Raw genomic sequence first — 20,320 nt, 5'->3', positions numbered from 1 at the left:
CTTAAGTCGTTTTGCTACTTATTCAGTAGCTTGAACCACTTTTGGTACCTGAATATCAGCTTGCGCTTTAAGTGCTGCAATAAATACCATGTAGTTTTTATTCACTTGAGCCATGGTGATATTTTGCTTTTGTTGCTCATTAATTTCAGCTTTAGGTGCTTCATTAACAGCTTTTAATGCAACGATTGCTGTATCACCATTGCTTAGGTCAACAACATCAACAACTGGCTTATCTTCAGGGTGTGCCATTTTAAATGCTTGTTGAACAATTGCAGGCGACACCGTGTAAGCTTGACGAGCAAGCGTAGCTTCTTGACGAACAGTTAGTCCTTCAGCGGTCGCTACATCATTTAAGCTCTTTCCAGCTTCAATATCAGCATACAGAGTACGTGCTTTTTCTTTAGCAAGTTCCGATGCTTTTTGTGCTACTAATGTTGCTTTGATTTGCTCAGAAACGTCTTCAAGCGGTTTAGTTGTAGCCGCTTTATGATCGTTTACACGCACAACGATAGCATGCTCATCACCGACTTCAATCACTTCTGAGTTCATGCGATCTTCTAACACTTCAGGTGAGAAAATGGCAGCAACTACTTGAGGGTTGTTTAGCGGTTCAGGTAATGCATTACGTGTAACAAGTTCCGTTTTTTGTACTTCTACGCCAGCTACATCTGCAGCATCTGTTAAAGTATCTGAAATTTCAAACGCAAGTTCACCCATTTGAGTTTGCTTCTCATAAAACGCATTAACTTTCTTAGAGCGTTCAAGTTCAGCGCGAAGTTCATCTTTTACGTCTGCATACGGTTTTACTTGCTGTGTTTGGATGTCAGTAAGCTTAATGATGTGATAACCGAATTCTGATTCTACAACGCCTGATATGTCACCTTTATTTTCAAGAGCATAAGTTGCGTCTTCAAACGCAGGGTCCATCATGTCGCGTTCAATCCAATCTAGATCACCGCCCATTTCAGCGCTAACAACATCATCAGATGATGATTCAGCTAATTCTGCAAAATCAGCACCGTTATTAAGCTGTGTTAATAGCTCTTCAGCTTTCGCTTTTGCGGCATCATCATCTTCACTGTTATCAATTAAGATATGCGAAACACGACGTTTTTCAGGCTCAACGTATTGTGCGCTGTTTTGGTCATAGTATGCTTTTACGTCATCTTCAGAAACACTTGAATCTAATTCAAGATTTGCTGCATTTAAGTCAATATAGCTTACTGATACTTGCTCTGGCGACAAAAATTGCGGTTGGTTTAAGTCGTAGTAATCTGCAATCTCTTGCTCAGTTACTTCGATACCCTCTTGCAAAGACTCTTTATCAACCACCACATAATCAATGCTACGTGTTTGCTGTTGTAGCGCTACGCTATTGTTCAGTTCGTTTTCTAAAACAAAATCACTACCCGCCACTGCACCAACCAATTGGCTGCGTGTCATATCTTCACGTAAATACTCACGAAAAGCATCTGGCTGGAAGTTCATTTGACGAATAACTTGTAAGTAACGATCGTTGCTAAATTGGCCGCCAACTTGGAAGTAAGGCATTTCTAAAATAGCTTTACGAATACTTTCATCACTGACGCGAAGACCTAATTCTGCCGCTAGTTGAGTTTGCAATTCTTGTTGTACTAAACGGTCAATTACGCCTTGACGAATTTGCGCCATATAATTTGGATCAGCAGCGATTTGTGCAAAGTATTCACCAAATTGTTGCTCTAAACGGCTACGTTCGTTTTGGTACGCACGGCTGAACTCGGTTTGGCTAATTTTAACTCCATTTACTTCTGCAACGGGCTGCTCTGTGGTTTGTCCTAAATAACCACCAATCCCAGCTAAAGCAAAAGATAAAATCACCGCGCCTAGAATAATTTTGGCTGCAGGTCCCTGCGAACCTTCTCTGATTTTCTCAAGCATTTATTTATCTCTATTCTGATCAGGTAAAAATTATACCAATTAGCCTAATGAGGTATCATTACGGATTTGGTATCAACCCTGCTCATGTAAAAAAAGCGTATCTTACCAGATACGCTTTTCCACTTGAAGTAACTGGCGCTAAGATACTTAATTTGATCTAAGTGCAATTAAGTATCTTTCACCTAACTAATCGTGTGTTGATTAGTTTACTGCGTCTTTCAGCGCTTTACCTGCTTTGAAAGAAGGAATGTTTGCTGCAGCAATCTGGATAGTTTCACCAGTTTGCGGGTTACGACCTGAACGTGCTGCGCGCTCACGTACAGAGAAAGTACCAAAGCCAACTAGCGCCACTGAATCGCCATCTTTAAGAGCGCCTGAAACAGCCTCGATGAATGAATCTAGTGCACGACCAGCAGCCGCTTTAGAAATGTCAGCATCAGCTGCGATTTGATCGATTAATTGAGATTTATTCACAATATCATCCTCTTTCATTGTTATTATCAAGAGCGATTGTTTTTAAATTAACATCACTGTTTTGAAAATTTATGAGCAAATTAAGTTTATGCTCAGTTTATTATATTTTTCTCAACCCTAGGCCACATAAGGCCTAGGCTTGAAAACTAGTGCTTAACTTATCATACCTTTGGTATTTGAAAAGCCCCTAAATGCACTTTTTTGCGGTTTTTTACTGGTTTTTTTCAGTTTCGACAGAAAAACTCTCAACTGGGTGCTTTAAAGCCAGTTTTAAAACGTCATCAATCCAAGTAACTGGGTGAATTTCAAGGCCCTCTAATACGTTATCAGGGATCTCTTTTAAGTCACGTTCGTTAATTTTTGGAATAATAACGGTTTTAATTCCACCACGGTGTGCTGCAAGTAGCTTTTCTTTAAGGCCGCCAATTGGTAATACTTCACCGCGTAGCGTAATTTCACCAGTCATGGCTACATCAGAGCGTACTGGGTTCCCAGTTAAGCTCGATACTAAACCTGTCACCATGGCAATACCCGCACTTGGGCCATCTTTTGGCGTTGCACCTTCAGGTACGTGCACATGAATATCACGCTTTTCATAAAAGTCGCTATTAATGCGAAGCTTTTCAGCACGATTACGAACAACCGTCATCGCTGCCTGAATTGACTCTTGCATTACATCACCAAGCGAACCGGTATAAGTTAGCTTGCCTTTACCTGGTACAGCCGCTGATTCAATAGTCAGCAAATCACCACCTACTTCAGTCCACGCAAGGCCCGTTACTTGGCCAATTCGGTCACCGTCTTCTGCTTTGCCATAGTCAAAGCGTTGTACACCTAAGAACTCTTCAAGGTTGTTTTCGTCAATAAGTACCTTTTTGGTGCCTTTATCAAGCAGGATATTCTTAACGGCTTTACGGCATAGTTTTGATACTTCACGTTCTAAGTTACGAACGCCCGCTTCGCGTGTGTAATAACGAATAATGCCAATAATCGCACTGTCTGCAATCTCAACCTCAGACTCTTTTAAACCGTTACGCTTCACTTGTTTTGGAATTAAGTGTTGTTTTGCGATATTCAGCTTTTCATCTTCGGTATAACCCGATAAACGAATTACTTCCATACGATCCAGTAATGGACCTGGGATGTTAAAGCTGTTTGAGGTGGCAACAAACATCACATCTGATAAGTCGTAATCCACTTCGAGGTAATGATCAGCAAAATGGCTATTTTGCTCTGGATCGAGCACCTCAAGTAATGCTGAAGCAGGGTCGCCACGCATATCTGATGACATCTTATCAATTTCATCTAATAAGAATAATGGGTTCTTCACACCCACTTTGGTCATATTCTGGATTAACTTACCAGGCATAGAGCCAATGTAAGTACGGCGGTGACCACGGATTTCAGCTTCATCGCGTACGCCACCTAATGCCATACGCACATATTTACGGCCTGTAGAGCGAGCGATTGACTGACCCAGAGAGGTTTTACCCACACCTGGAGGTCCTACTAAACATAAAATAGGGCCTTTTAACTTATTGGTACGTTGCTGCACAGCAAGATACTCAATAATGCGTTCTTTCACTTTATCTAAGCCGTAATGGTCGGTATCTAGAATCTTTTGCGCACCCGCTAAGTCTTTTTTCACTTTTGAGCGTTTTTTCCAAGGCACATTGATTAATGTATCAATATAAGAGCGCACAACAGTCGCTTCTGCCGACATTGGCGACATCATTTTTAACTTAGCAAGCTCAGCGTTCGCTTTTTCTTGTGCTTCTTTTGGCATGCCCGACTCTTCGATACGTTTTTTCAGCGCTTCGAATTCATCCGGTACATCATCAAGCTCACCTAGTTCTTTTTGGATGGCTTTCATTTGCTCGTTGAGGTAATACTCGCGCTGCGATTTTTCCATCTGCTTTTTCACGCGGGTACGAATTTTCTTCTCAACTTGCAATAAATCTATCTCGCCTTCCATCAACGCCATTAAGTACTCAAGACGCTCTGTTACATCGGCAATCTCAAGCACTTTTTGCTTTTCAGGTACCTTAAGTGGCATATGTGCCGCCATAGTATCAGCCAGACGTGCAGCTTCATCGATCCCTGACACAGAAGTAAGTACTTCTGGTGGAATTTTCTTATTTAGCTTTACATAGCCTTCAAACTGGCTAATTGCGCTGCGGATGAAGATATCTTGTTCTTGCTCGTCGATATGGCTTGATTCAATGAACTGCGCTTCTGCAACAAAGAAATCATCATTATCTAGAAACTTCTCTACACTTGCGCGTTGTGTTCCTTCGACAAGCACTTTAACGGTGCCATCAGGTAGCTTTAATAACTGAAGTACTGTGGCAATTGTACCAACACGGTAAATATCATCTTGCTGCGGATCATCAACTGAGGCGTCTTTTTGCGCCACTAGGAAAATTTGTTTGTCCTTGTCCATCGCCGCTTCTAGGCATTTTATTGATTTTTCACGACCAACAAAAAGCGGGATCACCATGTGTGGATAGACCACGACATCGCGCAGTGCCAACACGGGGATTTCGACTCGATCTGTTCTCTCAAGCGTCATTATATTCTCTTCGCACTTCATTTATTTTAAAGATTACTCAAGTATATGGGGATATGTAAGAGAAAGTTCAACAAATTTATAAAAAAAGGAGCCTTTGGCTCCTTTTTAATGCTTAACTGCTTAATATTTGAACTATCAAGAGGTTACTCTGATGCTGCTTTGTCTTGATTACCACTTTGGTAAATCAAAATTGGATCAGACTCACCTTTTATCACTGTTTCATCAATAACAACTTTGCTTACTTCATCCATTGATGGCAGCTCATACATAGTATCGAGTAACACACCTTCAACAATCGAGCGTAAGCCACGTGCACCTGTTTTACGCTCCATTGCTTTATGTGCAATCGCTGATAAAGCGTCTTCGCGGAACTCAAGCTCAACATCTTCCATCGCGAAAAGTGCTGAAAACTGTTTTGTTAACGCATTTTTAGGCTCACTAAGGATTTGAATAAGCGCGGCTTCATCAAGTTCAGTCAATGTTGCAACAACAGGTAGACGACCAATAAACTCTGGGATTAAACCATACTTTACAAGATCTTCTGGCTCAACATCTTTAAACGTCTCACTTAAGCTGCGGCTTCCCGATGAGTTTTTAACCTCAGCACCAAAACCAATACCTGTGTTTTTATGACTGCGTTGTTCAATCACTTTATCTAAGCCTGCAAATGCACCGCCACAGATAAATAAGATCTTAGATGTATCAACTTGTAAAAACTCTTGCTGCGGATGCTTACGACCACCTTGTGGTGGTACTGATGCAACCGTACCTTCGATTAATTTAAGTAAAGCTTGTTGAACACCTTCACCAGACACGTCGCGGGTGATTGACGGGTTATCTGATTTACGTGAAATTTTATCAATTTCATCAATATAAACGATACCACGTTGTGCTTTCTCTACATCGTAATCACACTTTTGCAGTAGCTTTTGAATGATATTTTCAACGTCTTCACCTACATAACCGGCTTCAGTTAGCGTAGTCGCATCAGCCATAGTAAATGGTACATCAAGTAAACGTGCCATTGTCTCAGCTAGAAGTGTTTTACCACTGCCCGTAGGACCAATTAGCAAGATATTACTTTTACCCAGTTCGATATCTGGGTTGATAGTTTGATTACGTAGACGTTTGTAATGATTGTAAACTGCAACAGATAACACTTTCTTCGCGTGATCTTGGCCAATTACATAGTCATCTAAGTGATTACGAATCTCTTTTGGTACAGGCAGTTTATCAGACGCGTTGTGCTTAGGCGCAATGTCTTTGATTTCTTCCCTGATAATATCGTTACACAGCTCAACACATTCATCACAAATGTATACTGAAGGACCGGCAATTAACTTACGTACTTCATGCTGGCTTTTGCCACAAAAAGAGCAGTATAACAATTTATTACTTTTGTCGCCGTCTGTAGGAGTGTCAGACATTCAGCTACCTCTTTTATTACGTTGGTAGCAGCATCTATCTGCTGCTAATTCACTATGTGTAACTATATCAAAGATTTTTAGTTTTCGCATAGTAAAGGGTAATAGCTAATAATACGTAATTACTAGCTATTCAGATTACTTAGTTTCACGATTCGTGAATACCGAGTCGACTAAGCCATATTCAACTGCTTCACTGGCAGTCATGAAGTTATCGCGGTCGGTATCGCGCGATACAACATCTAACGGTTGACCCGTATGCTCAGCCATTAAACGGTTTAGCTTATCTTTAATTGACAGAATTTCACGCGCATGAATTTCAAAATCAGATGCCTGACCTTGGAAGCCACCTAATGGTTGGTGGATCATGACACGTGAGTTTGGTAAACAGAAACGCTTACCTTTAGCACCACCAGATAGCAAAAATGCACCCATGCTTGCTGCTTGACCAACACAAATTGTGCTTACATCTGGCTTAATAAAATTCATTGTATCGTAAATTGCCATACCAGCAGTCACTGAACCACCTGGCGAATTAATGTAAAGATAAATATCTTTTTCTGGGTTTTCTGATTCTAAAAATAGCATTTGCGCAAGAATCAGGTTTGCCATGTTATCTTCAACTTGGCCAGTTAAGAAAATAATGCGCTCTTTTAAAAGACGAGAGTATATATCATATGAGCGCTCACCTTTCGCTGTTTGCTCAACAACCATAGGGACTAATGCGTTTAGAGGGTCTATCATACCGCTGTTCATTCTTGTTTAATTCCTTATCCGCTGCGACTCATCCTTACAATAAGGAAAGCACATTTATACTAATATTAATAAAGCTATCTATTTAATCTTTTAAACTATATAGGAACTTATCAGAACAAATTCAATCCTCATCGAACAAAGTTCTGTAATAACATCAGCATTGTTGGTTTTTGTGAAACTCATATCCACAAACTAAAATGGCCCGGGTACGCTGTATAAATACAGAGTAACACGAGCCATTTAATCGCTAGCGAGGGCTTAAGTCAATGACTTATTAAGCACCTTGCTGTGGATTCATGATGTCGTCGAATGCTTTTTCAACGTCAGTCACGTTTGCTTTAGCTAGAATTGCTTCAACTGCTTGCTCTTCCATAGCAACGTTGCGCATTTGTTGCATAAGCTGATCGTTTGCTTTGTAGTATTCTACAACTTCAGTTGGATCTTCATATGCAGAAGCAACTGTTGCGATTAGCTCTTCAACTTTAGCATCATCAACTTTAAGCTCGTTCGCCTTGATAACTTCACCTAATAATAGGCCAGTTTTAACGCGAGTAATAGCTTGCTCGTGGAAAAGCTCAGCTGGAAGTTCAGGCATGTTTTTAGCGTCGCCACCGAAACGTTGTGCAGCTTGCTGACGTAGAGCATCAATTTCTTGATCTACTAGCGCTTTTGGCACTTCGATTTCGTTATTTTCTAAAAGACCTTTGATTGCTTGATCTTTAACGTTAGCTTTAACCGCTTGGTCAAGCTCACGCGTCATGTTCTTTTTAACTTCTTCTTTAAGAGCGTCAACACCGCCTTCAGCTACACCGAATTTAGTTGCGAACTCATCATTAAGCTCAGGAAGCTCTTGAGTTTCAACTTTCTTCACAGTGATTGTGAAAGAAGCCGCTTTACCTTTAAGGTTTTCAGCGTGGTACTCTTCAGGGAAAGTTACTTCAGCAACAACTTCTTCGCCCGCTTTTTTGCCAACGATGTTGTCTTCAAAACCTGGGATCATACGACCTTGACCAAGTTCTAGAGGGAAGTCTTCAGCTTTACCGCCTTCAAACTCTTCACCGTCGATAGAACCAACGAAATCGATAGTTACACGGTCATTTTCACCTGCAGCTGCGTCAACTTCAGTCCACGAAGCATGTTGCTTACGTAACGTTTCTAGCATGTTAGCTAAGTCTTCATCAGTTACAGAAACAGCTGGTTTTTCAACAGCGATTTTGTCTAAACCTTGGATTTCAACTTCTGGATAAACTTCGAAAGTTGCATCGAATTCTAAATCTTTACCAGCTTCTAACGCTTTAGGAGCGAAAGTAGGTGCACCTGCTGGGTTAATTTTCTCTGAAACAATTGCTTCAATGTAGTTGCGTTGCATTAATTCGCCAGCAACTTCTTGACGTACTGCTGCACCGTAACGTTTATTGATGATAGACGCTGGTACTTTACCAGGACGGAAACCATCGATACGCTGGGTTTTAGACAGTTGTTGTAAGCGTTTTTTTACTTCAGTCTCAACGTTCTCTGCAGGAACGGTGATGGTCAGACGGCGCTCAAGGCCTTGAGTCGTCTCAACAGAAACTTGCATGATTTACCTCAATCTTCAATTTTGGCGACTGTTCGCCTTCCTTACAAACAAGGTGATCTCTATGAGTGATAGCAAGTTTTAACGCTGAAAATTTCAACTTAAAACGGCGCATTGTAACCATGAGATACCATTGCTGCTTTGCCTCTATGGGCACTATGTTAAACAATAGACGCGGCATTATAACCTAATATTTATGATAGTCGAGTCTAGGGGGCAATTATTTGGCGTATATAGCAGCAATCAGCGTTCAAATGCGTAAAAAACGAACGCAGTAAAATAGCAAAGATGAATTAAGCTGGTTTGAAGATATGTAATATGAATTTAAGAAGCTTTTAGTGAGGAATTAAAGCTTAAAAGTGGTCGGCGATGCAAAATTTTCACCTTCGACTGAATTGAATATACCCAAACCAATCGTTTTTTTACTATAAACTTTTATAAGTGGTCGGCGATGCAGGATTTGAACCTGCGACCCCTTGGACCCAAACCAAGTGCGCTACCAAACTGCGCTAATCGCCGATACTGAGAGAAGTTTTGAAAATAAAGACCATTCAAGAAAATGGTCGGCGATGCAAAATTTGCACCTTCGACTGAATTGGATATACCCAAACCAATCGTTCTTTGACCTTTAATTTTCTAAAAGTGGTCGGCGATGCAGGATTTGAACCTGCGACCCCTTGGACCCAAACCAAGTGCGCTACCAAACTGCGCTAATCGCCGATATCTTAGAGTAAATTGGGGTGACTGATGGGGCTCGAACCCACGACAACCGGAATCACAATCCGGGGCTCTACCAACTGAGCTACAATCACCACGGCATTTACATATTTTCAAATGGCGCACCCGGAAGGATTCGAACCTTCGACCAACGCCTTAGAAGGGCGTTGCTCTATCCAGCTGAGCTACGGGCGCATCGAAAACTTCAAAAGTTTGCCTGTAAGCGCCGCTTCTTAAAGAAGAAGTGGTCGGCGATGCAGGATTTGAACCTGCGACCCCTTGGACCCAAACCAAGTGCGCTACCAAACTGCGCTAATCGCCGATGCTTACTATTGTTTGCGAGTGACCTCGTTAACAACGGGGTGCATAATAGTGATTTGGCTGGGTTAGGTCAAACATTTTTTTAAGAAAATAATTCAATCGGTCACTTTTAGTTCATAATGGTTAAATATTGCAAATATAAGCTAAAATTTGGACTCTTTTTTATAAATCGACGCTTTATATAAGATTGCATCTTGGCGCTATGATGCTTTTCTGCGAAAATACGCAACATAAAATAAATATGATTTATTTATCCACACCCCTTTATCGGATAATCATATTTAAATGTATCAGTATCAAGTTAACTAACCCCAATGAAAGGTCACCCATGACGGCAAACATCATCGATGGTAAGGCAATAGCTAAACAAGTACGCAGCAATGTAGCAGAACGCGTTGCAGAGCGTGTAGCGAACGGATTACGTGCTCCAGGACTCGCAGTCGTGTTAGTAGGTCAAGATCCAGCAAGCCAAGTGTATGTTGGTTCTAAACGTAAAGCATGTGAAGAAGTCGGCTTTGTATCTAAGTCTTATGATTTACCTGGCGACACCACTGAACAAGATTTACTTGCATTAATAGACCAACTAAACGAAGACAAAGAAGTAGACGGTATTTTAGTTCAATTACCTCTACCGCAAGGCCTTGATGCTGAAAAAATTCTTGAGCGTATTACCCCTCATAAAGACGTTGATGGTTTCCACCCGTATAATATTGGTCGCTTAGCGCAGCGTATGCCGGCACTTCGCCCTTGTACGCCGAAAGGTATCATCACCCTACTCGACTCTACCGGTGTTCGTTACAAAGGTATGCATGCTGTGGTTGTTGGCGCGTCAAACATTGTTGGTCGCCCTATGTCACTTGAGCTTTTACTTGCAGGCTGTACAACAACGGTATGTCATAAGTTTACTCAAGATTTAGAAACTCATGTTCGCCGCGCTGATTTATTAGTTGTTGCGGTTGGAAAGCCTGAGTTTATTCCGGGTGATTGGGTTAAAGAAGGTGCTATCGTAATCGATGTAGGTATTAACCGCCTTGAATCTGGTAAGCTTGTTGGTGATGTTGAATACGATATCGCTGAACAAAAAGCACATTTCATTACACCAGTACCTGGTGGTGTTGGCCCAATGACTGTGGCAAGCTTAATCGAAAACACGCTTGAAGCATGTGAAAAATATCACAGCTAAACGTTAAGTTATGTAAAAAGGGCTGCCAATTGGCAGCCCTTTTTGTTTATGCTTTTTATCTACTAGAACGAATAACTTTCAACATCTGTGGCAGTACTGAAAATACGATCATCATAGCCATAATCAAGTATTGCCAATCTTGGTACTGCTCGCTAAGTAAAATAACAGCACATACGATGCCCGCAATTGGGTTTGCAATAGTCCCGAATGAAAACTCAGCAACAGTCATACGCCCCAATAACCACACATACAGTATATAGGCAATAGCCGTGTTAGGTATTATCAACCAAAGCAATGCAGCGTATTGCAATGTTGAAATAGGTGAAAACACCACTAGATAGTGCTCTGGGTGTATAAAACTGCCATCAATAAACGCAGCCAATAACAAAATAGTGCCGCCAATGATTAACTGCCATGTCAGTACAACCCACCAATGTATATGAACCGATAAGCTTTGTACTAAAGTACTACCAATTACAATAGTCAGTAAGGCACCAAATAAAGCTGCAACGCCAAGTACATTCAGTGCAACATAGGTAGGATCAAATAACAGCCAGGCTAACATAACAAGTGCTGCCGCACAGATAGCTTGTATTCGTGCTGGTCGCTGCCCTTTTACAAACCATGCATATAAAAGTGCCACCACAGGAACTGATACCATACCAACACCTGCAATCGCTGCAGGAAGGTTCACTGCCATAATAAAAATAAAAGCAAAAAACAGCGCTATATTCACAGCACCTAAGGTCAATAAGCTGAGCCATTGTGAACGGGTCGGTAAACTTGGCTTGAGTAATAAAAGTAATAGCCCCGCTGGCAATGCACGCACTGCGCCTAATAACAATGGTGGCCAATCTGGTGTGGCATATTTGGTCACTGCGTAAGTGGTACCCCATAAAAAGGCAGGGACCATGGCAAGTAAGATATTCAAAGTCAGTCCTTGTTAAAGCAAAGTAACGCCAAGGTAAAACCTCAACTTTAGTTGAGGTCAATATTAAAAATAAATTTCTAAAAACAAAAAAGGTTGCCGATATTGGCAACCTTTTGATATGCAACTTTTCGATTGATACTTATGCTTTACGCCATGTTGTTTTACCAGCAGAATCTTCCAGTACCACACCAAGCGCATTCAATGCATCACGGGCTTCATCAGCCGCCGCCCAATCTTTACTAGCACGGGCTTCATTACGTTTTGCGATTAACGCTTCGATATGTGCTACTTCGTCATCAGCTTGGCCACCTTGTAAAAAAGCTTCTGGGTCTTGTTGTGCTACACCTAATACCTCTGCAACACTGCGCAGTACATAAGCAAGTTTACCTGCTTGCTCTGCATCGCTGTCTTTAACACGGTTTAGCTCTTTTGCTAACTCAAATAATACAGGTAGTGCTTCAGGTGTGTTAAAGTCATCATCCATCGCCTTTCTGAATTTAGCCACATATTCATTACCTGCTAAATCGCATTCAATTGGCGCTACGCCGCGCAGTGCAGTGTAAATTCGCTCAAGAGAGGAGCGCGCTTGCTCAAGGTTTTCTTGCGAATAGTTAAGCTGGCTACGGTAATGACCTGAAATTAAGAAGTAACGAACTGACTCAGCATCGTACTCTTTTAATACATCACGCACGGTAAAGAAGTTGTTTAATGACTTAGACATCTTCTCTTTATTAACCTGTACCATACCTGTGTGGATCCACGTATTCACGTATTTACCGTTATTTGCACAGCATGACTGAGCAATTTCGTTTTCATGGTGCGGGAACTGTAGATCTGAACCACCACCGTGAATATCAAAGTGCTCACCTAGGTGTTTAGAGCTCATCGCCGAACATTCGATGTGCCAACCAGGACGCCCTTCCCCCCATGGTGATGACCATGATGGTTCACCGGGCTTGGCTTTTTTCCAAAGTACGAAATCAAGTGGATCTTGCTTATCTTGTGCAACTTCAACGCGTGAACCAGCCTGAAGCATGGTTAGGTCTTGTTGTGACAAGGCACCATATTGTTCAAATGTAGATACATCAAACAATACGTCGCCATCTGCTGCAACATAGGCATGGCCTTTAGCAATTAAACGCTCAACCATCGCGATGATTTCATCCATATGGTTTGTCACCGTTGGCTCAACATCAGGACGCAGCATATTTAAGCTATCAAAGTCTTCATGCATCGCCTTGGTCATACGAGTCGTTAAATCATTAATTGACTCGCCATTTTCATTAGCACGCTTGATAATTTTATCGTCAACATCTGTAATGTTACGAACGTATTTTAAGTCATAACCAATATGACGAAGATAACGAACAATCACGTCAAAACCGACGAATGTACGAGCATGACCGATGTGACAGTAATCATAAATGGTGATACCACACACGTACATGTCGATTTTGCCATCAACAAGGGGTTTAAACTGCTCTTTTTGTCGCGTAAGTGTGTTGTAAATTTGTACCATTTATAAAATGTCCTTGACGGTGTTTTGAGATTCTTTATGGTAACACTTGCAAAGCCGCTGCTCTAGCGCTTTATCAATTGAATAAGCACTTTGTTAATCTGTCTCAACAAGCTCTTTGTTAATCCAAGTCAACTACTATAAAATAGACCTATTATTAAACCAGATATAGGAAACCTCATGGTTGTACTACACACAAACTTTGGTGACATCACTATCAAGATGCACGAAAGCGATGCACCAAACACAGTTAAAAACTTTTTAGAGTATGCAAACTCTGGCTTTTACAACGGTACTATTTTTCACCGTGTAATTGATGGTTTTATGGTACAAGGCGGTGGTTTTGAGCCTGGTATGGTTCAAAAAGAAGTAAACAACCCTATCGAAAACGAAGCGAACAATGGCCTTGCAAATAAAGTAGGCACATTAGCAATGGCACGTACGCCAGATCCACACTCAGCGACTGCGCAGTTCTTCATTAACGTTAACGACAATGACTTCTTAAACTTCAGCAGTGAAACATCACAAGGCTGGGGCTACTGCGTGTTCGCAGAAGTTGTTGAGGGTATGGATGTGGTTAACAAAATCAAAGGTGTTGCAACTGGCAGTGCTGGTTTCCACCAAGACGTACCTCTTGAAGATGTCATCATCGAAAAAGTAACGGTTAGCTAATTTAATCGTTTAGTCTTTTTAAGCGGGCCTTTGCCCGCTTTTTTGCGAGTAACCATGAAACAAAGTTATTTTATTGCCGATCTCCATTTAACAGAAAACCGCCCTGATATCACAGCAGCATTTTTTGATTTTCTTGATAACAAGATTATTAATGATGACGTTGATGCATTGTACATTTTGGGCGACTTTTTTGAAGTATGGGTCGGTGATGACTATCAAACAGACCTTTCAATCAATGTTGCCGCACGTTTAAGCCAAGTAAGTGAAAGTGGAACTGAGGTGTATTTTATTCATGGTAATCGCGATTTCATTATGCGAGAAGACTATGCAAAAAGCGCGAGTATGACTTTATTACCTGAACAAGTTGTTATTGATTTATATGGTACTCCAACAGTTATCTTGCACGGTGATGAAATGTGCACCCAAGATGTTGAATATCAAAAATTCCGTAAAAAAAGTCGTGGTTGGTGGTGGCCTAAATTAATGCTTGCTATGCCGCTTTGGTATCGTAAGAAAATTGCCCGCAACGCCCGCGAAAAATCAAAACAAAGCCAAGCTGGCAAAGCGTTAGAAATTCTAGATGTGACTGAAGATGCGGTATTAGCAATGTTTGAAAAGCATCAGGTTGTTAATATGATCCACGGTCATACACACAGGCCCAACGTACATCACTACAGCATAAATAATAACACACTGACCCGCACCGTACTCGGTGATTGGTATGAACAAGGATCATACCTAAGGGTTACACCTGCGAATCAGGAACTAATCAGCGCGCCACTTTAAATAGTAGAAACTTTGACTATGCTTGAATAGAGTTTTTACTAAAAAGTGTGTGTCATGATTGTTCAGTTAACCTGTTTGTTCTGTTGTTTAATGCTAAGTTTTTCTCTTAACAGCCAAACTTGGCGATTAGTCACAGAACCATTCCCACCTTTCCTTATCGACAATAATGAAAAGCCTGGCTGGGTTCATGAACTCGTTGTTAGCGCACTAAAAAGCCAAAATAAAAATGTAGAGATTGAATATACTCATTGGGCTCGCGCATTAAAGCTTGCGCAGCGGCATAAACGTGTTGCGGTTATTGGTGCTTTTTATACCCTAAAAAGAGCGAAAATCTTTACCTACTCCCTACCTATTGCTACAGCTGATATTGTGCTTTTAAAACGTGCCGATAGTGAGATTACCTATTCAGGCTCCTTATACTCCCTGACTCCTTACACAATCAGCAAAGGAGAAGACTATGTTATAAGTGAAGAGTTTGAACACCATCCTCAACTTGCGGTTACGACAACACATAGTCTAATAGAAAGCTTAACCCTTTTAATACATGGCCGTGTAGACCTTGTTGCCGGTACAAAAGAAGTTGCATTATACTGGTTAGAAAATAACGAAACCTTGCAAAACCTCAAACACTCGGAAATAAAGGTCATCACCCCTTTCCTATCAACTCAAAAGCTACACGTTATTACAGCCAAAAATCACCCTCAATCTGCCTATTTTCAACAAGATTTATATACAGGATTAAAAACTATTGTGGCAAATGGAGATGCAGAAAAAATATTAAAACGTTATGATTTTGACACTAATCAAACTGATAAAATTTTAGCTTTGCTTAGCAAAAACTTTAATTAGACAAGTAAGTCGATTACTTTGCTTAGTATAGAGGCTATAACACCTCTATACTAAAATCACCTAACAGCTAGTTCTCACGGAACTATTTGTACAAGTTGTCACCCCACCCGAGGTCGAACAGGTTGTATAATTTATTTCTCGAGTACAGCCACCCCCTCTAATAAGCGTACCGCCTCCTGGGCCTGTAACAATTCCGCCAATTCCGCCACCACCTCCAGGCGAACTCATTTGCGTTGTTGCACCTTCAATACTTTCTAAATTTTCGATTAAACAATTAGAAACAAGTGTATCTGTTAAAGTAACATTGATGCCACTCATAAAAGTGCCAATTTCAATGCCATCAACGAGTGAAGCCCCTCTATCTAGAGTGAAAGTAAGATTCAGATCTCTTGCCCCATTAGTTATTGATTGACCATGATAACCCACTTTAAACACTAATTTATTACTTGAATTACCATAAGAACGCGTTGCATACACACCGACTTTATCGTGACTTAATGAAAGTGAAATCCCTGCACTATTTTTACCAATATGAATCCCCGAAACTTTCACCTGAGTATCAGTAATAAATTCATTCCAGCTACTTTTACCAAGGCGAGTGGCTATTTGAGCATGCATTTCTTTTTTAATACTTCTACTTGCATCAATGCTCGTTAAATAAAAAGATGGGTGATTGGCACAACTTTCATCAGAACTAGCAAGCGCGGAACGTGTTGAATCATCCCCCCAGTTTCCTGCATGTACAGTCACTGTTGAGTTAGTTGCAACAGTACCGGCTTCATTCACAGCCCGCCTAAATTCACTATCTATCTCATAAAAGTCATCAAGTGCAGCGGCTTCAGCACTATTAAGTGTAGTATCTATTGCTTTGACTTTTACCGCTTTACTGTACTGGGTCTGTTGCTCTGTAGTAATTATAAATTTAAACGCCACTCGCTGCAGTGCATTAGCGACAATAACCTCTTTTGAAGTTGTGTTACAAAGATAGGTCGTTACCCCAAACTCTGGCTTACCATTATTTAAATTCCTGACCTCACAGTTAGGCCTCTCATAATACAATTTTGCAATACGCAGTGCCTCACTATAGTCACATGTATCGCACGCTTTTGCTTCTGTAAGTGCTGCTGCAGCATCATTTGCAATAAACAAAGCGCTTACAGCCAACATTAATATCAACTTATATTTCATCTTATTTCCTTACCCTCAATATCAAGGGGTCATCCATTTTGTTTTAATTAAGGTTATAAAATACATACGTCAATACTTCGGACCTTTTGTGGGTACTTGAGATTTACAGCATTGTCAATATTTATTTTTAATAATGAATAAGGCTCTTGGGAATAGCTGAGGGTAGGGGTTTATAAAATAAAAAAGTAAAATGATCGCAAAGAGCTTATTAATAATCGCTCCTTGCTGTTGGATTACATCGCTTTTTAAACTGGCAAACCACTGTGAAACTTAAAATCGTCATCAGGCGTTGCAATCAGCTCAGCCTCAATTTGACCAAAAAACTCAACACGTTCGGTAATATCAAATTCACTGATTTCTTGCGCGAGTGTTAAATAGTCTTGGTAATGACGGGCTTCTGAGCGCAATAATGAAATATAAAAATCCCCTAACCGCTTATCAACATGAGGAGCGAGCTTAGCGAACCGTTCACACGAGCGGGCTTCGATGTAAGCACCGATAATGAGTTTATCGACTAGCGCATCTGGCTCGTAGGTTTTTACATGGCGCAGCATACCCTTTGCGTAGCGACATGGCGTAATACTTTTATATTCAATACCGTACTCATCCATGATCTCAAGCACTTGATAAAAGTGATGTAGCTCTTCTTTTATAAGCATGACCATTTTATCAATCAGATCTTGCCCGTAAGGCGAGTTCGATTTTGGGATCATTGATTTAGTTAGCTTGTTTTTATCTGCAAGCTCTCGCCAATCCCCTTCTCGTTTATAAATAAGAGTTTCAAAAGGTTTTAGCCATGCAAGTAATGCATCACCACTTTCTTTATCAACTGCATACTTACGAATTAAAAACATCGCTGACTGAGCAGCTTTCAATTCACAAATAAGGTGATCAATTAATACCACATCTAAGTTTTCTTGTTTGATTGCCGCAGCAATCCACTCATCAGGCGTTTCACACTTTAAAAAAGAATGGATAGGAGCGAGTAAAGCAGAGTAAGGCACTAAATAATTTCTCATCAATAAACGTGAGTAGATTTTACCATATAAATACATTGTCATTCTATGACCCATATCAGTACAGGACTAATTTCTATATGCACTAAAGACTTATATATAACCCATCATTTCCAGTATTTCAGGTTCTTGACAATATGTGATAAGTGGACCATAACTTAATCAAAGCTGTACAAAAATAAAACAGCTCATATTCCTATTTACAGGGGCAACAATTATGATTTTGAACCACTTATGGGGCTTATACGCCCACCCACTCGAAGAATGGCAAACAATAGATAATCGACATGAAAGCTTGCGTTACAGCTTATCGCACATCTTACTCATTGCATGTATTCCATCCATCATGGGCTATTATTCATCAGTCCATCTGGGGTGGAGCATTGGCTCCGGTGAAGCAGTGTTTTTAACGCATGATAGCGCGCTATTGATTGCAATAGCCATGTACTTCGCGCTTATTGCAGGTGTGTTTGCACTAGCTTACTTAGCACACTGGATGGCCGTGACCTTCGGTGCAAAACCCACCTTTACTCAAACCCTAGAACTTGCTGCTTACACAGCAACACCGGTATTTATGTCTTCATTTGCGGCGTTTCTACCAGAGCTTTGGTTTGTGGTGTGTGTAGGACTTGTAGCTCTCGCCTACTCTGTTTACCTGCTCTATACTGGGGTACCAATTTTAATGCACATTCCTGAAGAGCGAGGCTTTATTTATGCCAGTTCAGTGGTCACTTGCGGATTAATTCTACTCGTCATAATCCTTGCTGCAACAGCAATTCTGTGGACAAATGGTATAGTCCACCCAATGTTTACCTAAATTATTTCCTTTCTTTCCACAAGCAAAAAAGGAGCTATCTAGCTCCTTTTTCATGTATTAGTCTAAAAACTAATTAGTCTGCACTGTTTTCTTCTTGGTTATGTAATTCTAAACCTGAAGACATTGCGTTTTCACGCGTTGATTTTGCAGAATCATTACGTAGACGATCGATATGGTTAAGATATTCTTGATCGATATCACCCGTTATATATTGTCCATCGAATACCGATGTTTCAAAGCGAGTAATTTCAGGGTTTTCTTGGCTAACCGCTGAGATTAAATCATCAAGAGACTGGAAAATGAGCCCATCAGCACCAATGCTTGCATTAATGTCTTCCACTTCACGACCATGAGCAATTAACTCAGCAGCCGAAGGCATGTCAATTCCATACACGTTCGGGAAACGAATTTCTGGTGCAGCTGATGCAAAATAAACGTTCTTTGCACCTGACTCACGAGCCATCTCAACGATTTGCGCTGACGTGGTACCACGAACAATTGAGTCATCGACCAGCAATACATTCTTACCCTTGAACTCACGGTCAATGGCATTCAGTTTTTGACGAACTGACTTCTTACGCATTTCTTGACCTGGCATGATGAAGGTGCGGCCAATGTAACGGTTTTTAACGAAACCTTGACGGTATGGCAGGTTAAGCGCTGATGCAATTTCAAGCGCCACATCACATGATGTTTCAGGGATTGGAATAACCACGTCGATGTCTTTATCAGCCCATTCACGTGCTATTTTTTCACCTAACTTAGTCCCCATGTTTACACGCGTTGCATAAACAGACATACGATCAATGGTTGAATCTGGGCGCGCAAAATAAACAAACTCAAAAATACACGGCGCATATGTGGCCTTTTCAGCACACGCTTGTGAGAAAAGCTGACCTTCTTCAGTCACGTAAATAGCTTCGCCTGGCGCTACATCGCGTACAAACTCAAAGCCATCTGTTTTTAATGCAACGCTTTCTGATGCAAACATGTACTCAGTACCGTTTGCTGTTTCACGCTTACCAAATACAAGTGGACGAATACCGTTCGGGTCACGAAAGGCAACAATACCGTGACCGATAATCATTGCTATTGTTGCGTAACCACCCGTTACTTTGTTATTTACTTCCGTTACTGCTGTGAAGATATCTTCAGCATCGAGTTTTAGCTTATTAGACTTACTTAACTCATGCGCCATGATATTAAGTAATATTTCAGAGTCAGATGTTGTATTAACATGACGGCGAGCTTCTGAAAATAATTGCTCTTTTAATGCTTCAGCGTTTGTTAAATTACCATTGTGTGCAAGTGCAATACCAAACGGTGAGTTAACATAGAAAGGTTGCGCTTCTGACGAGCTAGAAGATCCAGCTGTCGGATAGCGAACATGACCAATACCAATCGTACCTTGAAGGCGTTTCATGTGACGGGTATGAAACACATCTTTCACAAGGCCGTTGGCTTTACGTAAGCTAAACGTATTATTTTCAATGGTAATGATGCCAGCTGCATCTTGACCGCGGTGTTGCAAAACAGTTAAGCCATCATACAGCGCCTGATTAACAGGAGAAGTTCCGACTATGCCAACGATACCACACATTA

The 20,320-nt window shown here is 40.9% G+C and carries 16 protein-coding genes and 5 tRNA genes; 5 read left to right on the top strand and 16 right to left on the bottom strand.

What is annotated here, in order from left to right:
• Positions 1 to 18 precede the first annotated feature (18 nt).
• The 11 genes from ppiD to NYF15_RS13365 form a co-directional block, all read right to left on the bottom strand.
• A complete protein-coding gene (gene ppiD / locus NYF15_RS13415; protein ID WP_371353819.1) occupies positions 19 to 1,920 on the bottom strand; it encodes a peptidylprolyl isomerase in 1,902 nt (633 codons plus the stop codon).
• Between the two features lie 201 nt (positions 1,921 to 2,121).
• Positions 2,122 to 2,412, bottom strand: coding sequence for an HU family DNA-binding protein (locus NYF15_RS13410; RefSeq protein WP_175580427.1), 291 nt, complete (start codon positions 2,410 to 2,412; stop codon positions 2,122 to 2,124).
• A 193-nt stretch (positions 2,413 to 2,605) separates the two neighbouring features.
• A complete protein-coding gene (gene lon / locus NYF15_RS13405) occupies positions 2,606 to 4,966 on the bottom strand; it encodes an endopeptidase La (protein ID WP_130150583.1) in 2,361 nt (786 codons plus the stop codon).
• 143 nt (positions 4,967 to 5,109) lie between these two features.
• On the bottom strand, positions 5,110 to 6,393 hold the full coding sequence (clpX, locus tag NYF15_RS13400; protein ID WP_062569850.1) for an ATP-dependent protease ATP-binding subunit ClpX: 1,284 nt from the start codon (positions 6,391 to 6,393) through the stop codon (positions 5,110 to 5,112).
• 135 nt (positions 6,394 to 6,528) lie between these two features.
• Complete coding sequence (clpP, locus tag NYF15_RS13395) at positions 6,529 to 7,146, bottom strand: ATP-dependent Clp endopeptidase proteolytic subunit ClpP (protein WP_062569849.1); 618 nt, start codon at positions 7,144 to 7,146, stop codon at positions 6,529 to 6,531.
• A gap of 274 nt (positions 7,147 to 7,420) precedes the next feature.
• On the bottom strand, positions 7,421 to 8,725 hold the full coding sequence (tig, locus tag NYF15_RS13390; RefSeq protein WP_062569848.1) for a trigger factor: 1,305 nt from the start codon (positions 8,723 to 8,725) through the stop codon (positions 7,421 to 7,423).
• A 439-nt stretch (positions 8,726 to 9,164) separates the two neighbouring features.
• Positions 9,165 to 9,241, bottom strand: a tRNA-Pro gene (locus tag NYF15_RS13385).
• Between the two features lie 124 nt (positions 9,242 to 9,365).
• Positions 9,366 to 9,442, bottom strand: a tRNA-Pro gene (locus NYF15_RS13380).
• A gap of 16 nt (positions 9,443 to 9,458) precedes the next feature.
• Positions 9,459 to 9,534, bottom strand: a tRNA-His gene (locus NYF15_RS13375).
• Positions 9,535 to 9,557: 23 nt separating this feature from the next.
• Positions 9,558 to 9,634 (bottom strand) — tRNA-Arg (locus NYF15_RS13370).
• A gap of 50 nt (positions 9,635 to 9,684) precedes the next feature.
• Positions 9,685 to 9,761 (bottom strand) — tRNA-Pro (locus NYF15_RS13365).
• Between the two features lie 327 nt (positions 9,762 to 10,088).
• Here NYF15_RS13365 and folD point away from each other — a divergent pair.
• Positions 10,089 to 10,943 (top strand): bifunctional methylenetetrahydrofolate dehydrogenase/methenyltetrahydrofolate cyclohydrolase FolD, encoded by an 855-nt coding sequence (folD, locus tag NYF15_RS13360; RefSeq protein WP_054553151.1) that lies wholly within the window; start codon positions 10,089 to 10,091, stop codon positions 10,941 to 10,943.
• 55 nt (positions 10,944 to 10,998) lie between these two features.
• Here the strand turns inward: folD and NYF15_RS13355 are convergent, their stop codons facing one another.
• A complete protein-coding gene (locus NYF15_RS13355) occupies positions 10,999 to 11,874 on the bottom strand; it encodes a DMT family transporter (RefSeq protein WP_371353818.1) in 876 nt (291 codons plus the stop codon).
• A gap of 139 nt (positions 11,875 to 12,013) precedes the next feature.
• Positions 12,014 to 13,393 carry a cysteine--tRNA ligase gene (gene cysS / locus NYF15_RS13350; RefSeq protein WP_371353817.1) on the bottom strand — a complete coding sequence of 460 codons (1,380 nt, stop codon included), beginning with the start codon at positions 13,391 to 13,393 and terminating at the stop codon, positions 12,014 to 12,016.
• Between the two features lie 177 nt (positions 13,394 to 13,570).
• Between cysS and NYF15_RS13345 the strand changes: the two genes are divergently transcribed.
• The 3 genes from NYF15_RS13345 to NYF15_RS13335 are packed head-to-tail and all read left to right on the top strand — an operon-like array spanning position 13,571 to position 15,697.
• Positions 13,571 to 14,062, top strand: a complete 492-nt coding sequence (locus NYF15_RS13345; RefSeq protein WP_062569843.1) for a peptidylprolyl isomerase — start codon at positions 13,571 to 13,573, stop codon at positions 14,060 to 14,062.
• 54 nt (positions 14,063 to 14,116) lie between these two features.
• Complete coding sequence (locus NYF15_RS13340) at positions 14,117 to 14,848, top strand: UDP-2,3-diacylglucosamine diphosphatase (protein WP_371353816.1); 732 nt, start codon at positions 14,117 to 14,119, stop codon at positions 14,846 to 14,848.
• Between the two features lie 54 nt (positions 14,849 to 14,902).
• Positions 14,903 to 15,697, top strand: a complete 795-nt coding sequence (locus tag NYF15_RS13335; RefSeq protein WP_371353815.1) for a substrate-binding periplasmic protein — start codon at positions 14,903 to 14,905, stop codon at positions 15,695 to 15,697.
• A 60-nt stretch (positions 15,698 to 15,757) separates the two neighbouring features.
• Here the strand turns inward: NYF15_RS13335 and NYF15_RS13330 are convergent, their stop codons facing one another.
• Positions 15,758 to 16,885, bottom strand: a complete 1,128-nt coding sequence (locus NYF15_RS13330; protein WP_371353814.1) for a hypothetical protein — start codon at positions 16,883 to 16,885, stop codon at positions 15,758 to 15,760.
• A gap of 245 nt (positions 16,886 to 17,130) precedes the next feature.
• Positions 17,131 to 17,889: a tRNA isopentenyl-2-thiomethyl-A-37 hydroxylase MiaE gene (miaE, locus tag NYF15_RS13325; protein ID WP_193988975.1), complete on the bottom strand. Its 759-nt coding sequence runs from the start codon at positions 17,887 to 17,889 to the stop codon at positions 17,131 to 17,133.
• A gap of 229 nt (positions 17,890 to 18,118) precedes the next feature.
• Here miaE and NYF15_RS13320 point away from each other — a divergent pair, with 229 nt between their 5' ends.
• Complete coding sequence (locus tag NYF15_RS13320) at positions 18,119 to 18,718, top strand: Yip1 family protein (RefSeq protein ID WP_371353813.1); 600 nt, start codon at positions 18,119 to 18,121, stop codon at positions 18,716 to 18,718.
• A gap of 73 nt (positions 18,719 to 18,791) precedes the next feature.
• On the opposite strand, the gene purF is transcribed toward NYF15_RS13320, so the two are convergent.
• Entirely contained in the window at positions 18,792 to 20,318 is a 1,527-nt protein-coding gene (purF, locus tag NYF15_RS13315) for an amidophosphoribosyltransferase (protein ID WP_130150563.1), read from the bottom strand.
• Between the last annotated feature and the right edge of the window lie 2 nt (positions 20,319 to 20,320).

This window comes from Pseudoalteromonas sp. 68 DY56-GL68 (genome assembly GCF_041414825.1).
In the GTDB taxonomy this organism is placed as follows: Bacteria; Pseudomonadota; Gammaproteobacteria; order Enterobacterales; family Alteromonadaceae; genus Pseudoalteromonas.
This window is presented reverse-complemented; position numbering and strand designations above follow the sequence as displayed.